This window comes from Gilliamella sp. B3482 (assembly GCF_026536805.1).
Lineage (GTDB): Bacteria > Pseudomonadota > Gammaproteobacteria > Enterobacterales > Orbaceae > Gilliamella > Gilliamella apicola_E.
Map to the genome: position 1 here is coordinate 79,118 of NZ_JAFNNL010000003.1, position 22,438 is coordinate 101,555.

Sequence of the window (22,438 nt, forward strand, 5' to 3'; positions counted from 1 at the left end):
ATCAAAAATATTTATGTACTAAAAATGCATTTTCTCAAATGGAATATCAAATTGAGAAGGCGCAAATTCAATACCTTTTAAAGATTTAACAGCAATAGCTCGATTTCGTTCATAAGTTAATGGTATGTAAACCGCTTCATTATGTAATGTTTCAAGCACGTAACGGAAAAGATCTTGTCGCTCTTTTTCATCTGTTGAAATTAATGCTTTACTAATACTTGCATCGATTTGCGGTTTCTCTTTTAAGCCCTGTTGAGCCATATAGTCACCATAAACAGGTAGTTTCATACCAGATAAAAATGATTGTGGATCATATGGTGTACCCCATGAGATATCAAATACCATATCAAAATCCCCCGCTTTTTGGCGATCACGATAACCTTGCTCTTCTTCACCGTGAATATTAAGCTTTAATCCAACCTGCTCAAACTCATCTTGCATATATTGAGCAATTGTTTTTTGTGAAGCGGTGTTACTATCATAATAAAGTGTGATTTCAAAAGGTTTGCCATCTTTCTGACGATAATTTTGGCCTTTAACTTTTACCCAACCCGCTTTATCAAGTAGCGTTTCGGCTAATTTAGTGTCATATACATAAGGTTTTAACCCAATATTAGCATAAGGAATATTGGTTGCCATTAAAGTATCAGCAGGTGCTTCACTATTATTGAAAATACCTTCTGAAATATCTTTTTTACTAATGATATGTTCAATCGCTTGGCGGACATTAACATCACTTAGTTGGTCACGAGTCGTGTTCATTAATACAATTCGACTAGATACAGGTTTAGACATTAAAGTCTGAAACTTATCCATTGTTGAAAAACGTTCAAATGAATCTGCATCAACCATATTTTTACCATAGATGAGATCGATTTCACCTTTTTCGAGTGCCATTAATCGGCTTTGGTTATCAGCAATAACTTTCATGGTCACTTTATTGAGTAATGGTTTAGTTCCCCAATAAGTTGGATTAGCGTTAAACACTGCATATTGATCTTTCTTATGATCACCTAATACATAAGGGCCGGTACCAATGTAAGATTTAACGCCATTTTTAGTTTCACCATCAATCATAGAATTAGGTGAAATAAAGCGCATCGGTCGGGTTACGGCAATTTCAATCATAAAAGGGTAATAGGGTTCGGAAAGGTTAACTTGTAGGGTATAATCATCTACTGCTTTGATTTCAGTAATTAAGCGAACCATTTCAAGCCAAGTGTGACGAACTTTGTTTGATAACACGGCATCCCAATTCAGTTTTGCACTGTGCGCATCAAATTTTGCGCCATCACTAAATGTCACGTCTTTTCTTAGTTTGAACGTATAAGTTTTACCTTCGTTAGTAATAGTCCAGCTTTCTGCAAGCCAAGGTGAAAAAGTGCCATCCTCGTTATAATGAACCAATGATTCATACAACATATTTTGCGCCCACATTTCACCGGAATAGAGATGAGGGTTTAAGTCACGAATATCACGAAAATTAGCAAAAGTAATATCATCTTTAGCAAAACAGTTAATACTAACGCTAGCTAAAACTAATGCTAAAAGTAGATTTTTTATACGAGTGAAATTAAAAAACATATTTAGTCCATTAATTTATTGGGATTAGGAGCGAGATAGTAACATAAATGAGAATGATAATAAATATCACCTGTATGTTTTTTATAAAAAACATTTTAAAAATCATGGCATTCATTTTATCAAATTCTATTAATTGATTTAAATCTAATTAAGTTTAAATCTAAATAAAGTTAACTTGATTAGTTAAAAATATAGCCTAAGACTTTTTAAAAGTCTTTATGAATAAACAAAAAATATAATTAAGCATTTAATTACCATTGTTTGGCAGCCCCAAAATTGAGTTTAGATTGATCTATCTAATTTTAATAGAGAAGAAAAAGAGAAAATCATTGCCAATATAAATCGCTAAATTGTGTCTGTTCTATGCCTCGTTAAATATTCAAACATTTATTATTGAATTGCTTTATAATAGCTTTGAATAATTTATTTCACGTTTATTTAGGAATCATTGCATGTCATTTGACTCTCTTGGCTTAGATGCCAAGATTTTAAAAGCTATTGAAGAACAAAACTATACCGATCCAACCCCCATTCAACAACAAGCTATTCCAGTAATTTTGTCAGGTAAAGATTTAATGGCGAGTGCTCAGACTGGTACAGGAAAAACAGCGGGTTTTGGTTTACCTATTTTACAAAAATTGCATGAAAAGCAACTTAATACAGAACCTAAAAGAGGAAAGCGTCCTTTATATGCGCTAATTTTGGCGCCCACTCGTGAATTAGCTGCGCAAATAGGTGAAAATATTCGGGATTATAGCCGATATCTATCTATTCGTTCTTTGGTGGTGTTTGGTGGAGTAAGTATCAATCCTCAAATGATGAAACTTCGAGGTGGGGTGGATATCTTAATTGCAACACCGGGTCGGCTATTAGATTTGGTTCATCAAAATGCGGTGGATCTTTCTACAGTAAAAATATTAGTACTTGATGAAGCGGATCGCATGTTAGACATGGGCTTTATTCATGATATTCGTCGAGTGATCGCTAAATTACCTAAAAAGCGACAAAACTTACTTTTTTCAGCGACATTCTCTGATGAAATAAAGTCATTAGCTAATACAATTTTAAATTCACCCGAATCGATCGCTGTAGCCAAAACCAATAGTGCATCTGAGCAAATTACTCAATATATCCACCGAGTTGATAAACGCCGTAAACGTGAACTTCTTTCTTATTTAATTGGTAAAAACCAATGGCAACAGGTATTAGTTTTTACGCGAACGAAATACGGCGCTAATCATCTTGCCGAACAGCTTACTAAAGATGGTATTAAAGCCTCGGCAATTCATGGTAACAAAAGCCAAGGAGCAAGAACTAAAGCTTTGGCTGATTTTAAGTCAGGACAAATACGCGCCCTCGTTGCTACCGATATCGCTGCCAGAGGCTTAGATATTGAGTTATTGCCTTATGTTGTTAATTATGAATTACCTCAAGTTGCAGAAGATTATGTTCATCGTATCGGTCGAACCGGACGGGCACAAAATCAGGGGCAGGCAATATCATTAGTTTGTATTGATGAGCTTTCCCAATTAAAATCAATTGAGAAATTGATTAAAAAAACGATTCCAGAAATTTTTACTCAAGGATTTGAAGTCGATCCTCGAATTAAAGCGGAGCCAGCAAAAAAAGCCAAGCCTGCTCCAGCAAAAAGAAGACGTGTTGATAAAACTCGATCTTCTAAAAATAACCAGAATAGTATGAAGCAATCTAGCCATCATACATATTCTAAAACTAACTAAATTTTCTAAAGTAGAAGGATATTATTATGGCTAAGGTTAATCGCAGTCGTCGTTTAAGAAAAAAATTACATATTGAAGAGTTTAAAGAGTTAGGTTTTACCGTAAGTTGGTCATTTGACGAAGGGACGAGTGAAGACACTATTGATAACGTTGTTGATCAATTCATCATTGAAGCAATACAAGCAAATGGTTTGGCTTACGAAGGTAGCGGGTATTTAAACTGGAAAGGTATCATTTGTACGCAAAAATTGGGTAATTGCACTGAAGAAAATCGTGACGTTGTCACTAAATGGCTTGAAAGCCATGGCTTAAAAAATGTCAAAACCAGCAATTTAATTGATATTTGGTGGGATGAATTAGAATTTTAATTTCTAAATTGAATAAATACTAAAATAGCCACTAATGTGGCTATTTTTATGGATTTTAACGTTACTCAATTCCTTGGCTACGCAAATAATCCTCATAATTACCGGTATAATCAATGACTTTTTCCGGCGTGATTTCAACAATTCTTGTTGCAAGTGAGCTAACAAATTCACGATCGTGCGACACAAAAAATAGCGTTCCTTGATAAAGCTCTAATGCCATATTTAACGATTCAATTGATTCCATATCCAAATGGTTGGTTGGTTCATCCATGACAATAATGTTTGGACGTTGCATCATTAATTTACCAAATAACATACGTCCTTTTTCACCACCAGATAGGACTTTAACTTGCTTTTTAATGTCATCTTGTGAAAATAATAAGCGACCTAAAATGCTGCGCACTGCTTGTTCATCATCGGTTGGTTGTTTCCATTGACTCATCCAATCAAATACGGTTAGATCCTCGTCAAATTCGTATTCATGATCCTGTGCGTAATAGCCAATATTGGCATTTTCTGACCATTTAATATCACCTTGTTCTGGCACTAATTCGCCCATAAGGGTTTTTAGTAAGGTAGTTTTACCAATACCATTAGTCCCCAAAATAGCCACTTTTTCGCCAACTTCAACCATTAAATTGAGATTTTTAAATAGTGGTCCGTTATCAAATCCTTTAGTGAGATTTTCAACGACCAGAGCATTACGAAACAGTTTTTTATCCTGTTCAAAACGAATAAACGGATTTTGTCGGCTTGATGCTTTCACTTCTTCTAATTTGATTTTCTCGATTTGTCTTGCACGTGAGGTTGCTTGTTTGGATTTTGCCGCATTAGCACTAAAACGACTAACAAACGATTGTAGTTCACTAATTTGTGCTTTCTTTTTCGCATTATCCGCTAATAGCCGTTCTCTCGCTTGAGTAGAGGCGGTCATATAATCATCATAATTACCAGGATAGATACGTAATTCACCGTAATCCATATCAGCCATATGAGTACAGACCATATTAAGAAAATGACGATCGTGCGATATGATAATCATCGTGCTTTCACGTTCATTTAAGGTATCTTCTAACCAGCGAATAGTATCGATGTCTAAGTTATTGGTCGGTTCATCGAGTAATAAAATATCTGGATTAGAAAATAGGGCTTGGGCTAGCAATACTCGCAATTTCCAACCCGGAGCGATTTCACTCATTAATCCATAATGTTGCTCAATTGGTATCCCCACTCCGAGGAGTAATTCACCCGCGCGTGATTCAGCGCTGTAACCGTCCATTTCAGCATATTGGGTTTCTAAATCTGCAACCTTAAAACCATCTTCCTCACTCATTTCAGGTAATGAATAGATACGGTCACGCTCTTGTTTAATTTGCCATAATTCGGTGTGCCCCATAATGACGGTATCAAGTACGCTATATTCTTCAAAAGCAAATTGATCTTGGCGAAGTTTACCTAAGCGTTCATGTGGATCAAGTGAAACATTACCTGAGGTTGGCACAAGATCGCCACCAATAATTTTCATAAACGTGGACTTACCACTACCATTGGCGCCAATTAGTCCATAACGATTACCATTACCAAATTTTACTGAAATGTTTTCAAATAGTGGCTTACTGCCAAATTGCATTGTGATATTACTTGTTGTTAACACGGATAATTACTCTCGAATTGATTTGTGCAACTCGTACTTGAAGCATTTTTCTTAAGCTTAAAGTGAAGTGGCTAAACTGTGATTTGGCGCACATTATGCCATAATAAAGCGATTTTTAGCACTTTTGTTACTAAATTTATGTTTCAAAAACCCCGCTCCTCAACTTTTTTTGATTAGTAAACATATCATCCTTATTACTGTTTACATTAATAAGCCGAATTGATACTATGCCAAACTTTCTTTTATCAATAAGAATTTAATATGTATTATCTTATTTTTGTGACGATAGTTTGGTCGTTTTCATTTAGTTTCATTGCTGTTCATCTAAGTGGGCAAGTTGATACGTGGTTTGCAGTTGTAATGCGCGTCTTGCTGGCTTTTTTAACCTTTATTCCTTTTTTACGCTTTAAAGGTATTTCTGTAAAACAGATGGTGTTGTTGATGGGCGTTGGTGCTTGTCAATTAGGTATTATGTACTTTTTTTATTACAACTCTTTCCAATATATTTCAGTACCTGAAGTGTTATTATTTACTATTTCAACGCCAATTTATGTCACGCTAATTTATGATTTCTTGCAAGGACATCGACTCAGACTTGTTTATCTATTAACCGCTGTTATAGCTGTAATTGGCGCAGCCGTTATTCGTTACGATCATATTAGTCGAGATTTTATTATCGGTTTTCTCCTGATTCAGGGCGCTAATATAGTTTTTGCCTTGGGACAGGTTGGATATAAACGTATTATGGAGCTTTATCCATTACCGCAACATCAAGCTTTTGCATGGGTCTATTTAGGCGCAATACTGGTGGCTAGTATTGGCTGGTTTTTATTTGGCAATCCCGAAAAATTACCCACTACCCAATTACAATGGGGGATAATTATTTGGCTTGGGGTTGTGGCATCTGGATTATGCTATTTTTTATGGAATTATGGCGCAACCAAAGTCGATTCGGGTACGCTTGCCATTATGAATAATTTGGTTATTCCAACTGGTATTTTAGTTAATGTTATTATTTGGCACCAATCGATTGATTGGGGCCGATTTGCGCTAGGTAGTGCAATTATTGTTTCTGCTTTGATCTTGCATCATAAATTCAAAAAGCTAGAGGCAAATTAATTTTTCTAAGCAAACTGTAACATTATTGATAGAATTAGCGGTGTTGTCACGGATGATAATGCCGTTGATATCAATAAACTTGAAGCAATAGGACCTTGCAATACCTCAAACTGTCTTGCCATCATATAACAATTTATCGCAATTGATACCGAACTTAGTAATACAATAACTTGCAGTTCTAAAAGTGGTAATCCGACTATTATCGCTAAAATATAGGTCACAATCGGTAAGATAAATAGTTTTAAAACACAAATGGCTATGGTGATCGGTAAATCATCGCGGATCTTATATTCAGCAAGCCCCATTCCTAAAACGATTAATGAGAGAGGCGCTGTCATATCGCTTACCATCTTCGTCGCTTGATTGATGAAGAAAGGTAGTGGAATGTGTACATAATTGACAACTATTCCTGCAAAAATACCAATAATAATCGGATTTTTTGCTACATTTTTAAATGCTTTTATAAATCCTTTAGTCGATAATTTTCCCATCTGGACAAATTCGATGGATACCGTGGCTAATGTCCATAAAATTAACGCATTAAAAATCACAATAATAGCAACAATCGGAATGGCTTTTTCGCCTAATAACATTTTGATAATTGGTATGCCCACAAACACAGTATTGGTATAAATTCCACCCATTGCAAACATGGTACTTTGCGAGCCATTGAGTTTGAAAAATTTAACCGCAATAAAACAGCCTAATGCAAACACAATAAATGAGCCACCAAAAAAGACCAATAAAAGATTGGCATCAATTTCAGAATGCTCTGAAAAATGGCTCATAATCTGAAATAACATAATTGGGAAGGCAATATAAAACGTAAATTTGGTAACACTATCGGTCACCGTTTTTTGCCAACGACCGGCTCTAACTGCTATGTAGCCTAATAAAATCAAAACGAACAGAGGCAATGTAGTTAAAAACTGTTGCCATAATGTGATTAGAAATTCCATGTTACTTTTATGCGTGATTTCGGGTGAAGTACCATTCTAATTCAGTTGAGCGTTTTGAATCAAATTGGTAGCCTTCTAAATTAAAACTTTTAATATCGTCACTGTTATTAATGCTATTTTTTATAATAAATCGACTCATCAAACCTCGTGCTTTTTTAGCATAAAAGCTGATCACTTTATAATCATTTTTACTTTTATCTAAAAAGATGGGTTGAATAACCTTCGCTTTGAGTTGTTTAATTGCTTTGAAATATTCATTAGAAGCTAAATTAATTAACGTTGGATTGGTTGATTTTGCCAACTCGTAATTTAAACACTCTGTTAACTTATCACCCCAAAATTGATATAGATTAGTATTATTACCATTTTTAAGGCGAATACCCATTTCTAGACGGTAGGGTTGAATTAAATCAAGTGGTCGTAATAAGCCATATAATCCTGATAAAATGCGTAAATGAGATTGTGCAAATTTTAGATCGGCATCATTAAAATCTTCTACATGCAAACCCTCATAAACATCACCTTTAAAAGCCAGAATAGCTTGCCTTGCATTATCAAAATTGAAGTCAGTATGCCAGTTCTGAAAACGTTCATAATTGGTAGTGGCAAGTTTTGGGCTGATCGACATTAGTTTAGCCAAGTCATCGCTGCTAAGTTTTTTACAAATATCAATAAGTTGTTTAGTCGATTCTAAAAATTCGGGTAAGCTATGTTGTTTGGTAATTAAAGGAGTTTGATAATCAAGCGTTTTGGATGGAGAAATAATTGTTAGCATAAAAAATACCACCTATTGTGTTTTGTACCAATTGGGTTTATTTTACATCTAATCTTAGCAAATAAGGAGAAGAAATATGAATAGTACTAAAAAAGAAATACATGAAATTCGATCTTGGGCCAGCATTCGTGAAACTTCTATTGAGATAGCTGAAGCTATTTTTGAATTAGCTAAAAATGATGAAAAACTCGCTGAGCAAATTTGGGAAGAAGGTAGCGATGAAGTCTTAAAACTCGCTTTTTCTAAAACTAAAGCAGACAAACTCTTCTGGGGTGAACAAACCATTGAGCGCAAAAACGTTTAATCTTTTATGAAATTAACTTTTTTAGGAACGAGTGCTGGGTCACCAACAGCTGAACGCAATGTTAGCAGTATTATGCTTGATCTCCGGCAGGAAAGAGGGCGTTTATGGCTTTTTGATTGCGGTGAAGCGACTCAAATGCAAATGCAAAAGGCCAAATTTAGTCTGGCTAAATTAGAGATGATTTTTTTGACACATTTACATGGTGATCATCTGTTTGGTTTACCTGGCGTGTTAACAACTCGTTCTTTGATGCAAAACCAATCGCCATTGACCTTAGTTGGTCCAAAAGGCATTAAGCAATTTATTCAAACTGTTATTGATATTAGTTATTCTTGGCTGACTTATCCTTTAAATATTATTGAACTTGAGCAAGATGGTTTGGTTTTTGAGGATAATAAGTTTCGCGTTGAAGCCAAATTATTAGCGCATCGTGTTCCGTGTTTTGGGTATCGGATTATTGAAAAAGATCTGCCAGCGTCATTGGACATTGATAAGTTAAAAAAGGATAACATTCACATTGGTTCTTTTTATCGTGATTTAAAAGAAGGTCGAACCGTTACGTTAGAAGATGGTAGGATTATTCATGGTAAGGACTATCTAGAAACCATTAGAAAAGGTAAAAAAATTGCTATTTTAGGCGATACTATTCCTTGTCAGGCTTCAATTGATTTAGCTCAGGATGTCGATTTGTTAATCCATGAAGCAACCCAAGAGCAAGCTCTTGAAGAAAAGGCGCTTGAGCGAGGACATTCCACAACTGTACACGCGGCAACTATTGCCAAACAAGCTGATGCTAGGCGCCTTATTATTACGCATATTAGTCCTCGCTATAGCTTGAATGACAAAACAAAATTAGTCAGTGAGGCTAGGAATATTTTTGCGCCCACTGAAATCGCAACTGACTTTGCTACTTTTGAAGTATAGTAAAATGAGCCGATCTTGTCGGCTAGTTGATTTTGTATAAGTTAGCTTCCTTGGTAAAAAATAATTCATCTTAAAAAGCCTCAATTTTGTAAAAAATATTGAGGAGTCTATACCGTCGCTTTTTTTCAAATATAGTATGATGAGCCAATTTTGTCGGTTATTTAATTTTGTATGAGTTAGCTTCCTTCGTAAAAAAATAATTCATCTTAAAAAGCCAAGATTTTGTAAAAAATATTGAGGAGTCTATACCGTCACTTTTTTTCAAATATAGTATGATAAGCCAATTTTGTCGGTTAGCTGATTCTGTATGAGTTAACATCCTTTGTTAAAAAGATAATTAATTTTCGAGAGCCTCGATTTTGTAAAAAATATCAAGGAGTCTATACCGTCTTATTTTTCTATACAGAATAAGATTAATAAATCTTCTTGGGAGATCTTGAATAAAATGCGCTATATTTACTATCTTTTAGCCAAGGATATTTCTTAATAAGGTGTATTAAGAAAGTTTAGTGATAAATTCTAAATTAATATCCCTAATTTTTTCATCCAATTTACATAATTATCGGCACTTTTTTCTATATCGTTTTGTGTGATTTTATCTGGGTAATCTGGCTCATTATTCGCGCCATAAATCGCAAAAATGGGCTGATAATCAGCTTGAACATAATTCATTGTTAATTCGAATGGTCTTAGAATTTGTTCGAGCCTATATTTATAATGTCCAGATTCGCAGTAATCAGCTTCCTTTATCCCCGCCGAAACCGCTAATCCTACTTTTTTATTTTTTAATTTGTTTCCTGAAGAACCAAATGCCCAACCATAAGTCATAACCTCATCCAGCCACTGTTTTAATAATGGCGGGCAATTAAACCAATATATTGGAAATTGAATAACTAAGTTTTGATGATTTTCAATTAAGTTTTGCTCAAAACTCGGATCTATTTTATGTGAGGGGTAGTGTGAATAAAGATCATGCAAGGTTATTTGATCATGATATTGATTTAATTTATTAAACCAGCATCGGTTAACATTTGAAGAAGCTAAATCTGGGTGAGCAATAATCACTAAAGTCCGTTTCATTGTAAATATCTCTTATCTATTTATAATTGAGTCATCATAGTATTGATACAATTATTTTTAAAGTACGGTAATTACAGTTATGTACTATCTTTAGGGAGAGTGTAAACATGGAAAATCATCATTGTACCGAAGATCATTTTGAGAATAGTGGATTTAATTACACACTCTCAATGATTCGAGGAAAGTACAAGATTGTTATTCTTTATTGGTTAAACGAAAATCAACCATCAATGCGATTTAATGAACTTAAACGAAGTATTAATGACATTTCATTTAAAACGCTAAGTAATACTTTAAAAGAGATGGAAAGGGATAAATTGATTTTCAGAAAAGAATATCCGCAAATTCCCCCTAAAGTGGAATATGGGTTATTAGACCGAGGTAAATCTTTGGTACCGATTTTAGATATGCTTTGCCAATGGGGAAATAACCATAAAGATGACAAAATATCCTAATTTAAAGTAACTTCATTCGCCGACGATGTCGGCGTTTTTATATGATTAAAGGCAGAAATCTTTGATCAAATTTTCTATCGTTAATTTTGTTGGTTTTATAAAGTCCATTGAAATAAACTCGTCTGGTTGATGAGCTTGTTCAATAGAGCCAGGACCTAAAACTATGGTTGGCGCAATTTGATTTAAATAAGGCGCTTCAGTACTGTAATTGACAGTTTGTGCTTGATGACCCACTAAATTTTCAATGTGCTGCAATGCAGGGTGATCTTTTTTACATTCGTATCCTGGAATGGGTGATACTTCATATTCTACTGAAATACGATTAGGGTATTTATCCATAACGGGTTTTAGTGTTTCACATAATGCGTTATAAATCGAGTCAACATTATTATCAGGTAATACTCTTATATCAATAATTAATTCACAACACCCGCATATTCGGTTTGCAGCATCACCGCCATGAATCACACCTAAATTTAAGGTTGGATAGGGGACACTAAAGCCTTCATTATGATATTGTTCTTTGAATTTTTGTTTAAGGATTAATAGACGTTCAATGACTAAATGCATAATTTCTATAGCATTAATACCTTTGTCTGGATCGCTTGAGTGACCTGATTTTCCAATCACTTTTATTGAATTGGAGATAAATCCTTTATGAGCTCGTATAGGAATTAATGAAGTAGGCTCACCAATTATGGTGCAATCAGGTTTCAATTCAGTTTGTTTGGCAAAAAATGATGCACCAGCCATTGAGGTTTCTTCATCTGCGGTAGCTAGTACATAAATTGGTTTGGTGAGTTTTTTTAGATCAATATCTCGCAAAGCATCTAGAATAAAAGCAAAAAATCCTTTCATATCGGCCGTGCCTAATCCGTAAAGTTTGTTATTATCTTCTGTTAACTTAAATGGATCTTTGCTCCATTGTCCATCATCAAAAGGAACGGTATCGGTATGGCCACTTAGTAGTAGGCCTCCTTGGCTTTTGTTTTCACTATTTGAATAAGTTGCCAGCATATTGAATTTATGACGTGTGTTAGGGACGGCTTGAACATCAACAATAAATCCTAAATCCGCAAACCATGTCGCTAATTTGTCTATTAAAGGTTTATTGGAATAATCCAATTTTTCGTTGGTGACATTACTAATAGTTGGAGTGGATATCAATTCATTATAAATTGTCAAAAAAGAGGGGATTGCCATAAATTCACCTTATTAAATAATAACGTTTAGCTTTGATCATTCTTTGTTCAATGAGCTTAGCGTTAATACTAGAATGCAAAATACTAAGATTCAAAAAACTAAGATTTAAAATACAATAATTCAAAATGGTTTACATGATAGCTTATTTTATATCAGCATGAATTAAAAAATTAATTATTAATCACTTATAAAATAATAGAAAGTGAAGATTAAATTATTTTAGGTTGCCATATTAGTGAATGTACATCACTTTCCATTTAAAGTTGAGACCGATATTGATGCGTTATAAAAGAATTTATTAGCTGTGATAACACTTTTTTAGATCGAATTAGAGTGATTAATGGTGATGATTTTCTAATGCTAACTTTTCCCAATAGTAATTTACTGATTTTTAGCATTTACTGCGTTTACATTTAGAGTCGATTCTATTTGTAAAAAACATTTGCTATTATGCGTAAATTGAAAATAAATAGATTATAACGGTTAAATTTTTCGTTAATATTTATTATAAATTGTTATTTTAGAATAGGTGTTATTCATGAAACAAATAAATAAAAAATGGATTATTATCGCAGTTGTAGTTGTTGCTATTGGATTTATCTTATGGCAACAATTTAAGCCTGATGGATATGGTTCAGATTTTACTAGCGGTAATGGACGTATCGAAGCAACTGAAATCAATATCTCAGCCAAGTTAGCCGGTAGAATTGAAAAAATTAATGTTGATGAGGGTGATTTTGTTAAGGTGGGTCAACCTTTAGTTGTTATGCAAACAGATACATTACAAGCTCAGTTAAATGAAGCTCAAGCACAATATCGACAAGCCTTGAGTAATGAAGCAACATCTAGAGCTCAAGTTGCCTTAAAAATGAGTGATAAAGTGGCGGCTTTAGCTGGCGTTACTCAAAGAGAAAGTGATTTAGATATTGCCAATAAGCATTTAGAACGAACAAAAGCCCTTTATCAAAAAGGGGCAATTTCAGTTCAACAATTTGATGATGATACCGCTAAAGTAAATAGTGCAAAAGCAGCATTAGACTCTGCTAAATCACAAGTTACCGCTGCCGATGCAGCCATTGAAGCTGCGCAAGCCGGTGTAGAAAGTGCTAAATCAGCTATAAACGTAGCGCAAGCAAATATTAATCAAATCCAAGCGGATATTGATGACAGTACATTAACTGCACCAGTTGATGGACGTATTCAATATCGAATCGCTCAACCCGGTGAAGTTTTACCTTCAGGCGGTAAAGTGTTAAATCTGGTTAATCTTTCAGATGTTTATTTAACTTTCTTTTTACCAGAAACAATTGCAGGTAAAGTCGGAATTGGTGACGAAGTAAGATTAGTTCTTGATGCTTTACCCAATAAAGCAATTTCAGCCAAAATTTCATTTGTCTCAAGCGTTGCGCAATTTACGCCTAAAACTGTTGAAACTAAAGATGAACGTCAAAAACTCATGTTTAGAGTGAAAGCACAATTAAGTCCAGAATTGTTAAAATGCTATATAACTCATGTTAAAACCGGCCTTCCTGGTGTGGCTTGGGTAAGACTAGATCCTAATACGGAGTGGCCTTCAGGTTTATCTGATGTTGCAAAATGCCAAACTAAATAATTGGAGATAGCATATGTCAGAGTCAAATAAAAAGGATTTGACGTTACTTGCTGAAGGTAAGGCCATTGATGATGCTGTTGTAAATGTAAGTAATGTATCGTTACATTATAAAAAAACGTGTGCGCTTAATGATGTTAGTATTGCCATCCCGCCTAGATGTATGGTGGGACTAATTGGTCCTGATGGTGTTGGTAAATCTAGCTTATTATCATTAATAGCGGGCGCACATGTCATTCAAGAGGGATTAGTTTACGTTTTAGATGGTGACATGAAAGATAAATCCCATCGTAAAAACGTCTGTACCCGTATTGCTTATATGCCACAAGGATTAGGGAAAAACCTTTATCCTACACTTTCAGTTGAAGAAAATTTGCAATTTTTTGCTCGTTTATTTGGTAATGATGCCGCCGAAAGACGCCGTCGTATTGATGAATTAACTAAAAGCACTGGGTTGTATCCTTTTTTATCTAGACCCGCAGGTCGCCTTTCTGGAGGGATGAAACAAAAAGTCAGCTTATGTTCTGCCTTGATTCATGATCCTGATTTACTTATTCTTGATGAACCAACAACAGGGGTCGATCCTCTTTCTCGCGCGCAATTCTGGCAATTAATCAATAAAATTCGTGAACAACGACCACAAATGAGCGTGATTGTTGCAACAGCTTATATGGATGAAGCGCAAAACTTTGATTGGCTGGTTGCAATGTATGGCGGTAAGATTCTTGAAACAGGCACGCCTCAAGCATTATTAGCCAAAACTGGTAAAGATAATTTAGATGATGCCTTTATTCAATTGATGCCAGAAGATGCTAGAGAAGGTTATGAATCGGTTGAAATTCCCCCATTAGATTTAAATAAAGATTTACAAGTGGCGATTGAGGCAAAAGGTTTAACCAAGCAATTTGGTGATTTTGTTGCGGTTGACCATGTTAACTTTTCAATTAAACAAGGCGAAATATTTGGTTTTTTAGGATCGAATGGTTGCGGTAAATCCACAACGATGAAGATGTTAACAGGGTTATTACCAATATCCTCAGGTGAAGCTTGGTTATTTGGTAAACCGGTTGATGCAAGTGATATTAATGTTAGACGTCATTTAGGTTATATGTCTCAGGCTTTTTCGCTTTACAGTGAATTAACGGTTGAGCAAAACTTAGTTTTACATGCCCGTCTATTTGGTATTGAAGAAAGCAAAATTCCTGCAAGAGTTGAGGAGTTAGTTAAGCGTTTTGGCTTGGAAAATGAATTAAAAAGTTTACCAGATAGTCTACCGTTAGGGGTTAAGCAAAGACTTTCTTTATCTGTTGCGGTGGTTCATAATCCTGAGATTCTTATCCTAGATGAACCGACTTCCGGGGTTGATCCCATTGCTCGGGATGACTTTTGGCGTTTAATTATCGAACTTTCCCGAAAAGATAAAGTTACAGTATTTATTACTACCCATTTTATGAATGAGGCGGCACGCTGTGATAGGATTTCACTCATGCATGCTGGTAAAGTATTAGCCAGTGATACTCCTGATAATATCATCCATTCCAAAAATGCTAAAACGCTGGAAGAAGCTTTTATTCGTTATTTAGTTGATGCTGGTGCAGATGATACCAATAGTGATGAAAAAGCAAGTGAAGAGCCTAAAACTTTAACCAATAAACAAGCTAATACAACGCAAGATGCTCACCTACAGGGATTTAGCTTAACTCGGATGATTGGGTGTATGTGGCGTGAAACTTTAGAGCTATCGCGCGATCCATTGCGAGCTTTGTTGGCACTTTTAGGTTCAGCTATCTTAATGTTGGTAATGGGCTATGGTATCACCATGGATGTAGAAGATTTAAATTTTGCGGTGTTAGATCGTGATCAAACTATTACCAGTCAAAATTATATTACCAATCTTTCTGGATCTAAGCGCTATTTTATCGAGAAACCGCCAATCCTTGATTATGATGATATGGATCATAGGATGAGAAGTAATGAGATAGCATTAGCTATTGAGATTCCACCAAATTTTGGTCGAGATATTCAACGTGGTGATCCGGTTAGTATTGGAATATGGATTGATGGTGCAATGCCTTTGCGTGCCGATACGATTAAAGGATATGTACAAGGAATGCATCTTGCTTGGTTAAGTGACAAAATTAAAATGACTACCGGAACAACATCAAGTTCATTGGCAAATATCGAAACTCGATATCGTTATAATCCCGATATCAAAAGTTTACAAGCTATGGTACCTGCGGTTATTCCTATTTTATTATTAATGATTCCATCGATGTTAGCTGCACTATCCGTAGTGCGTGAAAAAGAGATGGGGTCGATAATTAACTTATATGTTACGCCTGTCACCAAAACTGAATTTTTATTAGGTAAGCAGGTTCCATATATTGTGATTTCGATGCTTAGCTTTTTATTATTGCTGCTTATGGCGGTGACAATATTTGGCGTACCAATTAAAGGCAGCTTGTTAACTTTGTGTTTGGCTGGATTAGCTTATTGTATTATTGCAACAGGCTTTGGATTACTTGCTTCGACAGTTACACGCAGTCAAATTGCGGTTATCTTTTTAACCTGTGTTGGTACCATGTTACCAGCGATACAATTTTCTGGTTTGCTTAATCCGGTTGCATCTTTAGAAGGTAGTGGACGATATATTGGTGAAGTTTATCCAACAACCCATATGCTTATTATTGCTCGAGGAGTCTTTAATAAGGCATTAGGATTTTTTGATTTACATAACTCAATATTTGCCTTGCTGATCACCATACCGATTATACTTGGTGCAAGTATATTCCTCCTCAAGAAACAAGAAGGATAGATATTATGCAAAGTTTTATTAATATTTATCGCTTAGGCATTAAAGAGTTATGGGGATTGATTCGTGATCCAATTATGTTGCTGTTAATTGCCTACTGTTTTACGCTTGATATCTATACTGCAGCAACAGCAACTTCAGACTCGCTTCATCATGCGTCGATTGCGGTAGTTGATGAAGATGATTCGCCATTATCCAGACAAATTATTGCGGCGTTTTATCCACCCATGTTTAACCAACCGGTAAAACTAAACTCTATGGATGAAGTTGATCGAGGTATGGATACCGATAGTTATACTTTTGCATTGAATATTCCGCCTAACTTTCAACGCGATGTGTTAAATAATCAAAGTCCAGAAATTCAACTTAATATTGATGCAACACGAATGGGGCAGGCTTTTGTTGGGAATGGTTATATTACCCAAATTGTGACCAACGAAATAACAAAATATTTCAATCAAATCGATAAACCCACCAGTTTGCCGGTGAATATTGAAGTTCATGCTGCATTTAATCCAAACTTGACCCGTTCTTGGTTTGGTTCCGTTATGGAAATCATCAATATTGTGACCACGTTGTCGATTATTTTAACTGGCGCAGCTTTAATGAAGGAGCGTGAACATGGTACTATCGATCACTTGCTTTCAATGCCAGTTACACCACTTCAAATCATGATATCAAAAGTTTGGTCGATGGGGCTTGTCGTGCTTGTTTCAACATGGGGGGCACTCTTAGTTGTTGTTCATGGTTGGCTAAATGTTCCGATTGAAGGTTCGATTACCTTGTTTTTAATTGGGGCTGCTCTACATTTATTCGTGACAACGTCACTTGGTATTTTTATGGCTACTGTCGCTAAATCAACAGCACAATTTGCCATGTTATTTATTTTGATTCTTCTACCTTTACAGATGCTTTCTGGTGGTAGTACACCACGTGAAAGTATGCCTGAGGTGGTCCAAAATATCATGCTGTTTGCACCAACAACGCATTTTGTTGAATTAGGGCAAGCAATTTTGTATCGAGGAGCTGGCTTTAGTGTTGTTTGGACATCTTATGCTTGGTTATTAGCTATTGGTAGTGTGTTCTTTCTTATTGCGCTTAAGCGTTTTCGTAATTCAATTGTTAATATGGGTTCTTAGAATAAACGTGCTGAACATAAGATTCAATCGGTTTTGTTCAGCACTTAAAAATATGGATATACTTGTTTGAAATGATCAAATATATCCATTGTTTAAATTATTATTAATTATCTATTTAGCAAAAGGTAACTCTTCCCAACGAGTTGTATACCGCTGGCTAAGCATATCTCGCTTGATTTGCCAAGCTGCGGTTTGTCTTATACCGCCTAAGTGAATAGTATTTTTTCCCATCTTTTGATTAATGTAATCCATTGTTTTCATTAGCTGTTCACTTTTTTGTATTTCTGATATGTCAGGAATAAATAAATCGGATTGGCAATAATCATCTTTAGCTTTTAGATCAAGTAGCATCACACCTGATTTCATAAATAAAAAGCCTTTTTTATAAATGGATTGTAATCCTTTTTGAGCGGCATGAATGATTAATCTCGAATCATCAGTTGTTGACAATAATGGAACAACAATTGATGGATTATATTGAGGTAATTCTGGCCGAAATCGATTAGTCTTTAAAAAGATCAGTACTGCACTAGCAACTGATTTTTGCTTTCTTAGTTTTTCTGCACCACGGCTTGCATGTACTCGAATTGCTTCTTGTATATCAAATAGATCACTCGTTAAATGACCAAAGCTACGCGATGTCATAATATTTTTTTTAGGTGTAGATAAATCATCTAATTCAATGCAGTTAATACCACGTAGTTCAAGTACTGTACGTTCAAGGACAACAGAAAATAACTGTCTAATTTGTTTCAAATTAGCTTGATGTAAGTCCCAAGCGGTATGAATATCTAATACTTTTAACCGTTGAGCAATTCGCCAACCAACGCCCCATATATCTTCAATTGAGAATTGCTTTAATATCGTCTTTATCGCCTCTTGATTAGTCGGTAAACAATAAACACCTTGATGAATTGGCTGTTTTTTTGCGATATGATTAGCTAATTTTGCTAACGTTCGAGTTGGTGCAATACCAATACTCACCGGGATACCTGTATCACGCTTTACTATTGTTTTTAAATTTTGACAATGAGTTAACACATTGTTAAATCCATTTAAATGGATGAATGCTTCATCGATGGAGTAAGGTTCAATATCTGCAGTATAATGACGAACGGTATCAAATACCCGCTGACTCATATCGCCATAAAGTTCATAATTAGAACTCAATAATTTAATTTTTTTTCTAATTTTGGGTTCAATTTTGTAGGCAGGCATTCCCATTGGTACTAAGGGTTTTAATTCATTAGAACGGGCGATTACGCAACCATCATTATTAGATAAGATACCAATAGGTTTTCCTTCTAATTTGGGATTAAAGACTCGTTCACATGATGCATAAAAATTATTACAATCAATTAGCCCAATCATGAATGTCCTCGCTTTCGTAGGGAGTGAATCGTATGTATCACGACTCCCCAAATATGGACTTCTTTCCCTGTTAGTGAAATAGGTGGATAAAGTCTATTGCCTGATACTAAATGATGTTCGCCATTAATAAAACTTAAACACTTACAAGTTAGTTCACCGTCAACAGCTGCGACAACAATATCATCTATTTTCGGTTCTAAAGATCGGTCAACAACAAGCAGATCACCACTGTAAATACCGTAATCAATCATTGAGTCACCAATCGCTTTAATATAATAAGTCGCACTAGGGTGCTTAACTAAATGGCTAGTTAAATCTAGTTTTGTTTCTAAATAATCATCAGCAGGTGAGGGAAATCCGGCTCTTACTGGCGTATCAACTAAAGGCAAATAAGTCGCGAGAGAGCTATTAGCTTGCCCAAGAACAACACAATATTTATTCAAGAAAACACTCCTAAAAAACAATAAAAAACGAATAGTGGAGATCTATTCGCATAAAAAAAAGATATATGTATAAATATACAGTATAAAATACTTAATTCAATAAAAACGAGTGTAAAAAATTAAAAATAGATTACTAAAAAAAGATAATCTATTGTTTTACAAGTAAAGTTGCTAGCTAAACGACTTCGGTGCTTACTTTTCAATTTATCGAGAGATAAATTAAATTTAAATTTTGCTATTTATTTATACCTAAAAAAACTATACTCCCTAACCCTACATGATAATGATTATCATTACTATTTATGTGGGTAATATTAATTTAGTCGTGTTTATTTAATAACTATGCTTTTTAAAAGGAACTAGGTATGGGATATAAAAAAATAAGTATATTATTGCTCTGTATGAGTTTTTCTCTTCAAGCGGAACCTTCAAGTGGCGAGAATACTTCACCAGAAGATGAACAAGAATCACAAATAAAAAGAAATAAAGATAACGTAAGTAGTGAGGATATTGATGATGTGATTACCGTTATAGCAAGATCACAAGATCAATTGAAAAAAATTAATAGCGTTATTGCCGGACGATCAACACTTACATCCGGTTTGATAGAACAAAAGCAAGCGGATAATGTAGCCGAATTACTCAATACATTACCGGGCGTGAGCGCCGCCGGTTCGGTTAGACCGGGTGGACAGACGTTAAATATTTGGGGATTTGGTAAAGTAGAAGATGTAAAAATTATTGTTGATGGTGCGCAAAAAGGTTTCCAAAAATACCAACAAGGTTCGGTTTTTGTTGAGCCGGAATTACTTAAACGGGTTGAAGTGAATAAAGGCCCGCATGATGTCAAATTTGGTAATGGTGGCTTTGGTGGGGTAGTAACAATGGAAACTAAAGATGCGATTGATTTACTCGATCCTGATAAATATGTTGGCGCTTTGGTTAAATATAGTTTCCATTCAAATAATCATCAAAATATGGTAACAAGTGCTGTTTATGGTAGAACAAAAGATGATATGTTTGATGGGCTGTTTTACTACACTAACCGCGATAGTGGCAATTTTAAAAGACCGGATGATTCTCGATTTGAATTCTCAGAAGATGATATGGACACGTATATGGGGAAATTAAATTTTAGACCTAATGAAGAGCATACGTTCACGATATCCGGTATCCGTTCAAAACGAGACTCATGGCAGCCGTGGGCAGCAAAATATGTTGAAAAGATGACGCCACCAACTGCTGCCCAAATTAAAAAATATGGATATAGAGCAGCTTGGTTACGAAAATTAGTCAAACGTGATCAAACAGATGAATCAGCGCAATTTAAATGGAACTATCAACCAACTTATAATCCATTAGTCGATTTTACCCTACGCACCACGTATTCAAAAACAAAGCAACATGATATGAGACCGGCCAAATATAACCCGGTTGCTTCTTTAGGTACCATGGGCAATGAGAGTTGGGTCAGTTACACTGATAAAACTGTTGAGCTTGAAAATAACAGTATTTTTACTACAGGACCAATTGATAATCTTCTAAAAATTGGTGCACAAGTGCATTTGCATGATCGTGATACCTTGATGTATTACAAAAATTACGAGAAAAAACCAAATTATAATCATGGTTATTTCCAACCTGCTTATATGCCTTCGGGAAAACAACAAACTTATAGTTTTTATCTACAAGATGAATTATCGATTAGCAATTTTGTCTTAACGCCAAGCCTTCGATACGATTATGTTCGTAATCATGGTAAGAAAAATTATGCATCAGCTTATAATGATCCCGATCCTCGTTATGGACACAATTATGCGCCTGTTACCTATACTGGTTGGACGCCAAGACTCGGTTCATATTGGCAAGCGACAGAAAATATCGGGTTTTTTGGTGATATCAGTTATGCATGGCAAGCGCCGACTGTTGATGAAACTTATGAGGTTCAATTCACCCCTAAAAATGGCGGTAGTGGTAAAATCTCTGCAACCAGTCGCAATTTGAAAAAAGAGCGTGATTTATCAATCCGATTGGGAAATATCCTCGATTTCAATAATCTAATGTTAAATGATGATAAATTACAAGTTCGAAGCACATTATTTAGACAGCGTGTTACTAACGAAATTTTTGTTACTCGTGGTTTTAATGGCTCTATTTGTGGACCGGGTAAATTGTGTCCGGTTGGCCAATCTAATTATCGAAATCTGCCCGGTAAGTTAGTGGTAAAAGGATTTGAACTAGAAACCTTTTATGATAGTAAATATTGGTTTGCCAGTGCAACGTACTCAATTCAAAAAGGAGAGCGAGACACCGCGCCACAAGCTCCATGGATGCATAACAAAACTTATGTTGCGACAATTTCACCTCGTACAGCAACTTTAACTACCGGTTTTAAAATTCCTCAATGGAATTTAAGAGCAGGTTGGAATGCTCAATTTGTCAGAAAACAAGATCGAACAGGATCAGAAGATAGAAATCATGATGGGCTTGCTGATCTTGGGGCGTATGGTTTAGGTCGTTCATCAGGTTATTCATTACATAATTTATTTGCAACCTGGCAGCCAACATTTTTGCCAAAAGCTGAAGTTAAACTGGCCGTTGATAATATCTTTAACAAAGATTATCGACTATATTTAGGTGAAAATACTTATGGTTTAGCACGCAACTTTAAAGCAAGTTTTTCATATAAATTTTAATACTTATCTAGCGTTAAGTTGATAAGTTTAAACAGTTAAAAAGTCTTGCAGGTTAAACTATTAAAAAAATAGTATTGATGCCTTATATAAATAAGGCATCAATAAAAATCACTGAGTTGTTAAACACATAATAAGCATTTCAAAAAGATCTAATATGATCCGCCACATCCGATTGAATCTGCATTAAACGATTAAAAGAGGGGT

General features: G+C 35.1%; 18 protein-coding genes. 10 read left to right on the forward strand and 8 right to left on the reverse strand.

What is annotated here, in order from left to right; translation table 11 throughout:
- Positions 1–18: 18 nt before the first annotated feature.
- Complete coding sequence (gene nikA, locus J3U18_RS05825; protein ID WP_267331901.1) at positions 19–1,584, reverse strand: nickel ABC transporter substrate-binding protein; 1,566 nt, start codon at positions 1,582–1,584, stop codon at positions 19–21.
- 452 nt (positions 1,585–2,036) lie between these two features.
- Between nikA and rhlE the strand changes: the two genes are divergently transcribed.
- Positions 2,037–3,323, forward strand: a complete 1,287-nt coding sequence (rhlE, locus tag J3U18_RS05830) for an ATP-dependent RNA helicase RhlE (protein WP_267353212.1) — start codon at positions 2,037–2,039, stop codon at positions 3,321–3,323.
- 26 nt (positions 3,324–3,349) lie between these two features.
- On the forward strand, positions 3,350–3,691 hold the full coding sequence (locus J3U18_RS05835) for a YggL family protein (protein WP_065562082.1): 342 nt from the start codon (positions 3,350–3,352) through the stop codon (positions 3,689–3,691).
- 61 nt (positions 3,692–3,752) lie between these two features.
- On the opposite strand, the gene J3U18_RS05840 is transcribed toward J3U18_RS05835, so the two are convergent.
- Positions 3,753–5,345: an ABC-F family ATPase gene (locus J3U18_RS05840; RefSeq protein WP_220226014.1), complete on the reverse strand. Its 1,593-nt coding sequence runs from the start codon at positions 5,343–5,345 to the stop codon at positions 3,753–3,755.
- A 261-nt stretch (positions 5,346–5,606) separates the two neighbouring features.
- Here J3U18_RS05840 and J3U18_RS05845 point away from each other — a divergent pair, with 261 nt between their 5' ends.
- Positions 5,607–6,464: a carboxylate/amino acid/amine transporter gene (locus tag J3U18_RS05845; RefSeq protein WP_267353213.1), complete on the forward strand. Its 858-nt coding sequence runs from the start codon at positions 5,607–5,609 to the stop codon at positions 6,462–6,464.
- Between the two features lie 5 nt (positions 6,465–6,469).
- On the opposite strand, the gene J3U18_RS05850 is transcribed toward J3U18_RS05845, so the two are convergent.
- On the reverse strand, positions 6,470–7,423 hold the full coding sequence (locus J3U18_RS05850) for an AEC family transporter (protein ID WP_065562079.1): 954 nt from the start codon (positions 7,421–7,423) through the stop codon (positions 6,470–6,472).
- Between the two features lie 7 nt (positions 7,424–7,430).
- The gene (yaaA, locus tag J3U18_RS05855; RefSeq protein ID WP_267353214.1) at positions 7,431–8,198 is read right to left on the reverse strand and encodes a peroxide stress protein YaaA; all 768 of its coding nucleotides are present in this window, start codon (positions 8,196–8,198) and stop codon (positions 7,431–7,433) included.
- A gap of 76 nt (positions 8,199–8,274) precedes the next feature.
- Here yaaA and J3U18_RS05860 point away from each other — a divergent pair, with 76 nt between their 5' ends.
- Positions 8,275–8,502: a YccJ family protein gene (locus J3U18_RS05860; RefSeq protein ID WP_065562077.1), complete on the forward strand. Its 228-nt coding sequence runs from the start codon at positions 8,275–8,277 to the stop codon at positions 8,500–8,502.
- A gap of 6 nt (positions 8,503–8,508) precedes the next feature.
- Complete coding sequence (gene rnz, locus J3U18_RS05865) at positions 8,509–9,426, forward strand: ribonuclease Z (protein WP_267353215.1); 918 nt, start codon at positions 8,509–8,511, stop codon at positions 9,424–9,426.
- 519 nt (positions 9,427–9,945) lie between these two features.
- Here the strand turns inward: rnz and J3U18_RS05870 are convergent.
- Positions 9,946–10,506, reverse strand: a complete 561-nt coding sequence (locus J3U18_RS05870) for an NAD(P)H-dependent oxidoreductase (protein ID WP_267353216.1) — start codon at positions 10,504–10,506, stop codon at positions 9,946–9,948.
- Between the two features lie 107 nt (positions 10,507–10,613).
- Between J3U18_RS05870 and J3U18_RS05875 the strand changes: the two genes are divergently transcribed.
- Complete coding sequence (locus J3U18_RS05875) at positions 10,614–10,961, forward strand: winged helix-turn-helix transcriptional regulator (protein WP_267353217.1); 348 nt, start codon at positions 10,614–10,616, stop codon at positions 10,959–10,961.
- Between the two features lie 45 nt (positions 10,962–11,006).
- Here J3U18_RS05875 and argE read toward each other — a convergent pair whose 3' ends face one another.
- A complete protein-coding gene (gene argE / locus J3U18_RS05880) occupies positions 11,007–12,164 on the reverse strand; it encodes an acetylornithine deacetylase (protein WP_267353218.1) in 1,158 nt (385 codons plus the stop codon).
- 538 nt (positions 12,165–12,702) lie between these two features.
- Here argE and J3U18_RS05885 point away from each other — a divergent pair.
- Genes J3U18_RS05885 through J3U18_RS05895 form a run of 3 tightly spaced genes read left to right on the forward strand, consistent with a single transcriptional unit; the run spans position 12,703 to position 17,724 of the window.
- Positions 12,703–13,776, forward strand: coding sequence for an HlyD family secretion protein (locus J3U18_RS05885; protein WP_267353219.1), 1,074 nt, complete (start codon positions 12,703–12,705; stop codon positions 13,774–13,776).
- A 13-nt stretch (positions 13,777–13,789) separates the two neighbouring features.
- Positions 13,790–16,588 (forward strand): ribosome-associated ATPase/putative transporter RbbA, encoded by a 2,799-nt coding sequence (gene rbbA / locus J3U18_RS05890; RefSeq protein ID WP_267331906.1) that lies wholly within the window; start codon positions 13,790–13,792, stop codon positions 16,586–16,588.
- A 5-nt stretch (positions 16,589–16,593) separates the two neighbouring features.
- Positions 16,594–17,724, forward strand: a complete 1,131-nt coding sequence (locus J3U18_RS05895) for an ABC transporter permease (RefSeq protein WP_267331060.1) — start codon at positions 16,594–16,596, stop codon at positions 17,722–17,724.
- Positions 17,725–17,835: 111 nt separating this feature from the next.
- Here J3U18_RS05895 and J3U18_RS05900 read toward each other — a convergent pair whose 3' ends face one another.
- Together J3U18_RS05900 and J3U18_RS05905 are read right to left on the reverse strand one after the other, a co-directional pair.
- Positions 17,836–19,095 (reverse strand): Y-family DNA polymerase, encoded by a 1,260-nt coding sequence (locus tag J3U18_RS05900; RefSeq protein WP_267353220.1) that lies wholly within the window; start codon positions 19,093–19,095, stop codon positions 17,836–17,838.
- Positions 19,092–19,538, reverse strand: coding sequence for a LexA family protein (locus J3U18_RS05905; protein WP_065734091.1), 447 nt, complete (start codon positions 19,536–19,538; stop codon positions 19,092–19,094). Before J3U18_RS05905 ends, J3U18_RS05900 begins: the two co-directional genes overlap by 4 nt.
- 365 nt (positions 19,539–19,903) lie before the next feature.
- On the opposite strand from J3U18_RS05905, the gene J3U18_RS05910 reads away from it, so the two are divergent.
- Positions 19,904–22,234, forward strand: coding sequence for a TonB-dependent hemoglobin/transferrin/lactoferrin family receptor (locus J3U18_RS05910; protein WP_267353221.1), 2,331 nt, complete (start codon positions 19,904–19,906; stop codon positions 22,232–22,234).
- Positions 22,235–22,438 lie beyond the last annotated feature (204 nt).

Coding starts and splice junctions, on each gene's coding strand:
- J3U18_RS05845 (WP_267353213.1), top strand. CDS start 5,607: ATGTATTATCTTATTTTTGTGACGATAGTTTGGTCGTTTTCATTTAGT.
- J3U18_RS05870 (WP_267353216.1), bottom strand. CDS start 10,506: ATGAAACGGACTTTAGTGATTATTGCTCACCCAGATTTAGCTTCTTCA.
- J3U18_RS05860 (WP_065562077.1), top strand. CDS start 8,275: ATGAATAGTACTAAAAAAGAAATACATGAAATTCGATCTTGGGCCAGC.
- J3U18_RS05900 (WP_267353220.1), bottom strand. CDS start 19,095: ATGATTGGGCTAATTGATTGTAATAATTTTTATGCATCATGTGAACGA.
- yaaA (WP_267353214.1), bottom strand. CDS start 8,198: ATGCTAACAATTATTTCTCCATCCAAAACGCTTGATTATCAAACTCCT.
- rnz (WP_267353215.1), top strand. CDS start 8,509: ATGAAATTAACTTTTTTAGGAACGAGTGCTGGGTCACCAACAGCTGAA.
- J3U18_RS05910 (WP_267353221.1), top strand. CDS start 19,904: ATGGGATATAAAAAAATAAGTATATTATTGCTCTGTATGAGTTTTTCT.
- nikA (WP_267331901.1), bottom strand. CDS start 1,584: ATGTTTTTTAATTTCACTCGTATAAAAAATCTACTTTTAGCATTAGTT.
- J3U18_RS05875 (WP_267353217.1), top strand. CDS start 10,614: ATGGAAAATCATCATTGTACCGAAGATCATTTTGAGAATAGTGGATTT.
- J3U18_RS05835 (WP_065562082.1), top strand. CDS start 3,350: ATGGCTAAGGTTAATCGCAGTCGTCGTTTAAGAAAAAAATTACATATT.
- J3U18_RS05895 (WP_267331060.1), top strand. CDS start 16,594: ATGCAAAGTTTTATTAATATTTATCGCTTAGGCATTAAAGAGTTATGG.
- J3U18_RS05850 (WP_065562079.1), bottom strand. CDS start 7,423: ATGGAATTTCTAATCACATTATGGCAACAGTTTTTAACTACATTGCCT.
- argE (WP_267353218.1), bottom strand. CDS start 12,164: ATGGCAATCCCCTCTTTTTTGACAATTTATAATGAATTGATATCCACT.
- rhlE (WP_267353212.1), top strand. CDS start 2,037: ATGTCATTTGACTCTCTTGGCTTAGATGCCAAGATTTTAAAAGCTATT.
- rbbA (WP_267331906.1), top strand. CDS start 13,790: ATGTCAGAGTCAAATAAAAAGGATTTGACGTTACTTGCTGAAGGTAAG.
- J3U18_RS05885 (WP_267353219.1), top strand. CDS start 12,703: ATGAAACAAATAAATAAAAAATGGATTATTATCGCAGTTGTAGTTGTT.